The following is a 6031-nucleotide window of genomic DNA, read 5'->3' as shown; positions in this document are numbered from 1 at the left end:
CGCGCGGCGCCGGCGCGACGGCGCGGGGCACCGCCCGCGGGACCGCGGCCGCTGCCCGGGGCATGGGCCGGTTCGGCCGCTTCGCCTTCCGGCAGGCCCGCCGGGCGGCGAACGCCGAGGGGGCAGAGCAGTCGGGCCTGTCCCGGCTCATCGAGATGCACGCCTTCAACACCGCCGGCGACGCCACCGTGGCGATCGCGCTGGCGGGCTCGCTGTTCTTCCAGGTGCCCACCGGCGACGGCAGCTCCTCGCGGGAGAGCGTCGCGCTCTTCCTGGGGCTCACGATGCTGCCGTTCGCGATCGTCGCGCCCCTGATCGGGCCGTTCCTGGACCGGTTCGCCCACGGCCGCCGCTGGGCGATCGGCGGCACCATGGCGCTGCGGGCGTTCCTGTGCTGGGTGCTCGCCGGAGCGCTGGCCGACCAGTCGCCGGTCGTCTTCCCCGCCGCCCTCGGGGTCCTGGTCTGCTCCAAGGCGTACGGCGTCACGCGGGCTGCCGCCGTACCCCGCCTGCTCCCCCGCGAGTTCACGCTCGTCAAGGCCAACGGCCGGGTCTCCATGGCCGGCATCGTCGGCGTGACCGTCTCGGCGCCCGTCGCGGGGCTCGCGACACTGGCCGGCTCGGAGTGGGTGCTGCGCTACGGCTTCGTGCTGTTCGTCGCCGCCACCGTCTGCGCGATCCGGTTGCCGGCCGCCGTCGACTCCAGCGCCGGGGAGGGGTCGCTCTCGCTGTTCCCGGGCCGGGAGTCCTCGCCCGGGTCCGGCCGGGTGCGGATGCGGGTGCCGGCGAGCGTCGCCTACGCGCTGCGTGCGAACTGCGCGCCGAAGTGGCTCTACGGCTTCCTGCTCATGTTCATGGCCTTCCTGCTGCAGGAGCACCCGATCGGCGGCTGGTCGGCCACCTGGCTGCTCGCCCTCGTCGCCGGATCGGCCGGCGTGGGCAACTTCCTCGGCGTCGTCACCGCTTCGCTGGTGCGGCGGATCCGGCCCGCCGTGACGGTGTCGGTCGTGCTGGTCGCCGACGCCGTGACCGCGCTGCTGGCCGCGGTGTTCTACAGCGTCCCGCTGCTCGCGGTGCTCGGGCTGGTGGCCGGACTGGGCCAGGCGCTCGCGAAGTTCTCCCTCGACGCCAGCATCCAGCAGCACATCCCGGCCTCGATCCAGGCCTCGGCGTTCGCGCGCTCGGACACGACGTTGCAGCTGGCCTGGGTGGTCGGCGGGTTCGTCGGCATCGCGCTGCCGCTCAACGCCCGGCTCGGCCTTGGCGTCGCGTGTGCGGTGCTGACCGCGTGGGCGGTCTTCGTGTTGATGTCGCGCCCCGGTCGGACACCCCGGGCGACCGCGGCCGGCCCTCGCAAAATGTCACCGTGACAGTTGGCGGCAGGGGTGACACTTTGAACTGTCACTCGCGACGCCAAGTGTCACGGTGACAGTTTGCGCCGGCGGGCCGGGCGCGGAGGCCTCGGCCCGACCGGCTCAGAGCTGGTCGAACTCGTCGGCGAGGGCGCGCAGACCCTCGGCGACCCGCTTGGCGATCCGGGCGTCGGGGTGGCGGCCGTGCCGGTAGCCCTCACCGATGCCCTCGAGGATCTTGGTGAGGTCCTCGACGAGCGGGACCATGTCCTCGGGGCGCTTGCGCTTGGCGTTGGCCTGGCCGCGCGCGACCGACTTCGGGGCGTCGAGGATGCGCACCTGCAGCGCCTGATCGCCGCGCCGGCCCTGCGCGATGCCGAACTCCACCCGGGTGCCGGCCTTGAGCGTCTTGGCCGCACCGGCCGGGAGCGCGTCGGCGTGCACGTAGACGTCGGGTCCGTCCTCCTGCGACAGGAAGCCGAAGCCCTTCTCGGCGTCGAACCACTTCACCTTGCCAGTGGGCACGGGACAGACCTCTTCATAGCTCAACCGGATGGCGCGCCGCCGGGACCGGCGGCCGACCCACCCTAGCCGAGCGCCGCTGGGAGCCGCGCCGCGATATCGGGCGCCAGGGTGGCGATGCCGACGACCAGCCCGGCGAGGGTGCCGAGCAGCAGCAGCCACACCCAGACCAGCGCCGGCACCCCGGTCAGCCGTGCGAGCTGGTCCGGGTCCGAGCCACGGCGCCCGGCCGGGCCACGGCCGAGCAGCTCGACGACGGGTCGCGGTGCTGCGAGCAGCAGCAGCCACGTCAACAGGTAGGCCACCGTCGAGGAGAGGCCCGGCTCGGCGTACCAGCTCAGGGCGGCGAGCGCCGCACCGAGCCCGACCACGGTGAGCAGGCCGTAGAGGTTGCGGATCCACACCAGCAGCAGGAGCAGCGCCACCACCAGCAGCCACAGCAGCGCGAGCGGGCGGCCGGCGGCGAGGAGGAGGGCGGCGGCGAGGCCGAGTACGCCGGGCGCGAGGTAGCCCCCGAGCAGCGTCATCACCACGCCGGCGCCCGACGGCCGACCGCGGGAGACGGTGACGCCGGAGGTGTCGGAGTGCAACCGGATGCCGGCCAGTCGCCGACCGGTGAGTACCGCCGCGAGGGCGTGACCGGCCTCGTGGACGACGGTGATGCCGAGCCGGACCCGACGCCAGCTCGCCGGGTGGGCGACCAGGACCAGGGCCACCGCACCGGTCGCGAGCACCGCCCACGGCTCCGGCAAGGGCTGCCGCTCCAGCGAGCGCTCCCAGATGCGGGTCAGCCCGGCGGGCAGCTCGCTCACGCCGGCCGGAGGCCGCCGAGATGGCGGTCCAGCCAGGCGGGGAACTGCCCGAGGTCGTCGAGCACGACGTGCGTGCCGGCGTCGAGCAGCTCCTCACGCGTGCAGCCGCCGGTGAGCACCGAGACGCTGAGGACGTCGGCGGCCAGGGCGCCCTCGACGTCGTGGACGTGGTCGCCGACGTAGATGCTCGCCCCCTCGCGGCGCAGCACGTCGGCCTTGCCGACGCCCCACACCCAGCCCTCGAGGTGGTCGATCTCGAACCCGATGTGGTCCACGTGCAGCTGCGCGTTGGCGGCGTACTTGCCGGTGACGACGATGACACGCCCGCCGTGGCGGCGTACGGCGGCGAGCGCCTCGTGCGCCCCCGCGAACGCCGGCACGCTGTGGATCGCGTGGTCGGGGTAGAGCGCGCGGAACCGGTCGCCGGCCGCCGGGATCTCCTCGGCCGGGAGGTACGGCTCGAGCAGCAGGTCGAGCGGCGGTCCCAGCCGCGCGGTCATCTCCTCGACGGGGAACTCGACGCCCAGCTCGTCACCGAGCGCCCGCAGCACGTCGCGGAAGCCGGGGGCGGTGTCGATGAGCGTCATGTCGAGGTCGAACCCGACGACCAGGCGGGACTCGGGCTCGGACATGGATCGAGCGTATCCAGCCCGCCGGTAGCCGCGCCCTCGGTAGGGTCCGGACGTGACCTCAGCAGAGCGCGGCGCCGGCAAGCTGATCCGGGAGACCGTCGTCCTGCTCGGCATCGCGGTGCTCGTCGCGGTCCTGGTCAAGACGTTCCTGGCCCAGGCGTTCTACATCCCCTCGGAGTCGATGGAGCCCGGGCTCGCGGTCGACGACCGGATCGTGGTCGAGAAGGCGTCGTACTGGTTCGGCGAGCCGGAACGCGGCGACGTGGTGGTCTTCGACGACCCCGGTGGCTGGCTGGACGCGTCCCAGGCGGGCCCGACCGGCACGGTCGCGAGTGTCCTCGCGCGCGTGGGGCTCTATCCCAGCGGCGGCCACCTGGTGAAGCGGGTGATCGGCGTCGGCGGCGACACCGTGGCCTGCTGCGACGACGACGGCCGACTCTCGGTCAACGGCACCGCGCTCGCGGAGGACGCCTTCATCGATCCGCAGGTCGACTGCGACGGTCCGCAGGCCGACTGCTCGGGCTGGTCGGCGCAGGTGCCCGAGGGGCACCTGTTCGTCATGGGCGACAACCGCGACGAGTCCGCGGACAGCTCCTTCCACCTGTGCACGCCCAAGAAGGGCCGGTGCGACCCCGCCCCGGCGTTCGTTCCCGTCGACCTGGTGGTCGGCAAGGTCGTCGCACTGGTGTGGCCGGCCGGTCACGCCAAGCTGATCCACCGCCCCGACGTCTTCGCCGAGGTCGCAGAGCCGTAGCCCACTGCTGGACCACCCCCGGGCACCTGACCTCATCGACGGGCGACCGGCGTGTCGCGGTTGGAAAGGTCAGGTGCCTGACAGATCCAGCGGCGGTCAGGCGTCGCTGACGCGGATGGTCAGGCCGTCGCCGAGGTCGACCAGCGCGCCGCCGAGCAGCCGGACGGGTACGCCGGGGCGCAGCTCCTCGGGACGCTCGCCGGGCTGGATGACCAGGGTGCCGTTGGTCGAGCCCAGGTCGGTGACGACGGCGTGCCCGTGGTCCTCGCCCGAGCCCGGGCGCACCTCGAGGTGGGTCGCGGAGATCTCCGAGTGCGGGCTCGGCACCCGCACCAGCAGCGGCTCCTCGTCCGGCGAGAAGCGGCCGGCGTCCGGGGCGCGGCCGACGACGACCAGCCGGTCGACGTCGATCTCGTCGCCGCTGGAGAACGACAGGTGCGCCACGGGGCCTGGCGGGAGCCAGGACTCCTCCTGCTGAGCTTCCCCCGGGGCTTCCTCCGGCGCGGCCTCCCGGGCGGCGGGTGCATCGGTGGCCGCCGGAAGCTGCTCGGTGAGCTCGTCGTCGGAGTCGGGGAGCCAGTCCGAGGGCCCGGCACCGCCGAGGCCCGGAACCGCGGCCGGCACCGGTGGGACCGGCGGCACGGGCGGCACGGGCGGGAGCGGCGGCGGTGGGACCGTGGGTGGGGTCCAGGCAGGCGGCGGACCGAGCGGCGCCGCCGGCTCGTCGTGAGGCGCCTCGTCCTCGGGGGCCGGCATCACGAAGTCGTCGCTCAGCGGGTCGGGCACGGCAGCCAGCCCGCCAGCGGGGCGCCACTCGCTGGGTGACTGGCCGGGTGACTGGCTGGACTCGCTGGGTGACTCGATGGAGCCGACCCGGACCAGCCCGGCGACCACGGACAGCTCCGGCCCGACGGGGCCACGCTCGGCGTGCTCGGGGCCGTCGTCGGGCAGCGTGACGGCGTACGACGTGACGCCGTGCAGCGTCCGCTCCACCCACATGGAGTCCGTCACGCCCTGCACGTGCACGGTGCCGGCCTCGGACTCGAAGGTCGCGGAGGCGTCGCCGCGGATCACGACCCGCATGACGTCATCGCGCTCGCCGGTGGTGGCCAGCAGCACGAAGCCCGGCAGGGTCGAGAGACCGCCGGCGAGCAGCGTGTCGAGCACTGCGTCGAAGCCCGCTCCCCCGTCGACGGCGGCCCACAGGACGCCCGCGCGATCCTTCTCGCTGGCGGGCAGCAGCACGGTGCAGTGCTCGCCGACGACGGCGAACCAGCTCCCGGGCCGGTAGGAGACGATCCGGTCACTCACAGGACACATCCCACCACATCCGGGACGGGACGCCGGGGAACCGGCGCTAGCGTTGGTCCGATGAGCACCGGGCACCGCTCCCTCGCCGACCAGCTGCGCAGCTGGCCGGACGACCGGCTCGCCCGGCTGCTGCTGGCGCGGCCCGACCTGGCCAGCCCGGCGCCGCAGGACACCGGCCAGCTGGCGTCCCGCGCCGCCACCACCGCCTCCCTGGGCCGGGCGCTGGACCAGCTGAACCGGCTCGAGCTGACCGTGCTCGACGCGGTCGTCGTGCTGCAGCCCACCGTCCCGACGCAGGTCACCGGCGTGGTCAACGCCGCCGCGACGGCGGCGTCGGCCGCGCTCACCCGGCTGCTGGACCTGGCCCTGGTGTGGGAGTCCGGCGACGGCCTGCGCGCCCTGTCGGGCATCGCGGGGGCGATGGTCGGCGCGGGCGCCGGGGACGACCGCGCCGGCGCCACCGGGCTGCGGCCGCGCTCCACCGAGCCGCTGCCCACCGCCGAGCTCGAGCGCCGCATCGCCGGGCTCTCCTCCGAGGCCCGGGCGATGCTCGAGCACGTCACCGACCAGGGCGGCCAGGGGACGGCGAGCGGCGTACGCCTCACCGTCACGCCCGACCAGGCCGCCAACCCGGTCGAGGAGCTCGTC

6 protein-coding genes and 1 pseudogene are annotated in these 6031 nt (G+C 74.4%); 3 read left to right on the top strand and 4 right to left on the bottom strand.

Annotated elements, in window-relative coordinates:
• The coding region (locus VGE38_RS16420) for an MFS transporter (protein WP_331143634.1) at window positions 1–1370 on the top strand (1370 nt) is incomplete at its 5' end.
• A 105-nt stretch (window positions 1371–1475) separates the two neighbouring features.
• Here VGE38_RS16420 and VGE38_RS16415 read toward each other — a convergent pair.
• The 3 genes from VGE38_RS16415 to VGE38_RS16405 all read right to left on the bottom strand — a co-directional run bounded on the left by VGE38_RS16415 (window position 1476) and on the right by VGE38_RS16405 (window position 3318).
• A complete protein-coding gene (locus VGE38_RS16415) occupies window positions 1476–1877 on the bottom strand; it encodes a cold-shock protein (protein ID WP_331143633.1) in 402 nt (133 codons plus the stop codon).
• Between the two features lie 62 nt (window positions 1878–1939).
• A complete protein-coding gene (locus VGE38_RS16410; RefSeq protein WP_331143632.1) occupies window positions 1940–2686 on the bottom strand; it encodes a M50 family metallopeptidase in 747 nt (248 codons plus the stop codon).
• Window positions 2683–3318: an HAD family hydrolase gene (locus VGE38_RS16405; RefSeq protein ID WP_331143631.1), complete on the bottom strand. Its 636-nt coding sequence runs from the start codon at window positions 3316–3318 to the stop codon at window positions 2683–2685. Before VGE38_RS16405 ends, VGE38_RS16410 begins: the two co-directional genes overlap by 4 nt.
• Before the next feature lie 52 nt (window positions 3319–3370).
• Here VGE38_RS16405 and lepB point away from each other — a divergent pair, with 52 nt between their 5' ends.
• The gene (gene lepB, locus VGE38_RS16400; protein WP_331143630.1) at window positions 3371–4072 is read left to right on the top strand and encodes a signal peptidase I; all 702 of its coding nucleotides are present in this window, start codon (window positions 3371–3373) and stop codon (window positions 4070–4072) included.
• A gap of 96 nt (window positions 4073–4168) precedes the next feature.
• Here the strand turns inward: lepB and VGE38_RS16395 are convergent, their stop codons facing one another.
• Complete coding sequence (locus VGE38_RS16395; protein WP_331143629.1) at window positions 4169–5383, bottom strand: FHA domain-containing protein; 1215 nt, start codon at window positions 5381–5383, stop codon at window positions 4169–4171.
• A gap of 60 nt (window positions 5384–5443) precedes the next feature.
• On the opposite strand from VGE38_RS16395, the pseudogene VGE38_RS16390 reads away from it, so the two are divergent.
• Window positions 5444–6031: pseudogene (locus VGE38_RS16390) on the top strand (hypothetical protein); the annotation flags it as partial.

Source organism: Nocardioides sp. (assembly GCF_036405735.1).
Lineage (GTDB): Bacteria > Actinomycetota > Actinomycetes > Propionibacteriales > Nocardioidaceae > Nocardioides.
This window is presented reverse-complemented; position numbering and strand designations above follow the sequence as displayed.

Excerpts from the sequence above, each read along its gene's own strand:
- VGE38_RS16405 (WP_331143631.1), bottom strand. The coding sequence starts at position 3,318 with ATGTCCGAGCCCGAGTCCCGCCTGGTCGTCGGGTTCGACCTCGACATG.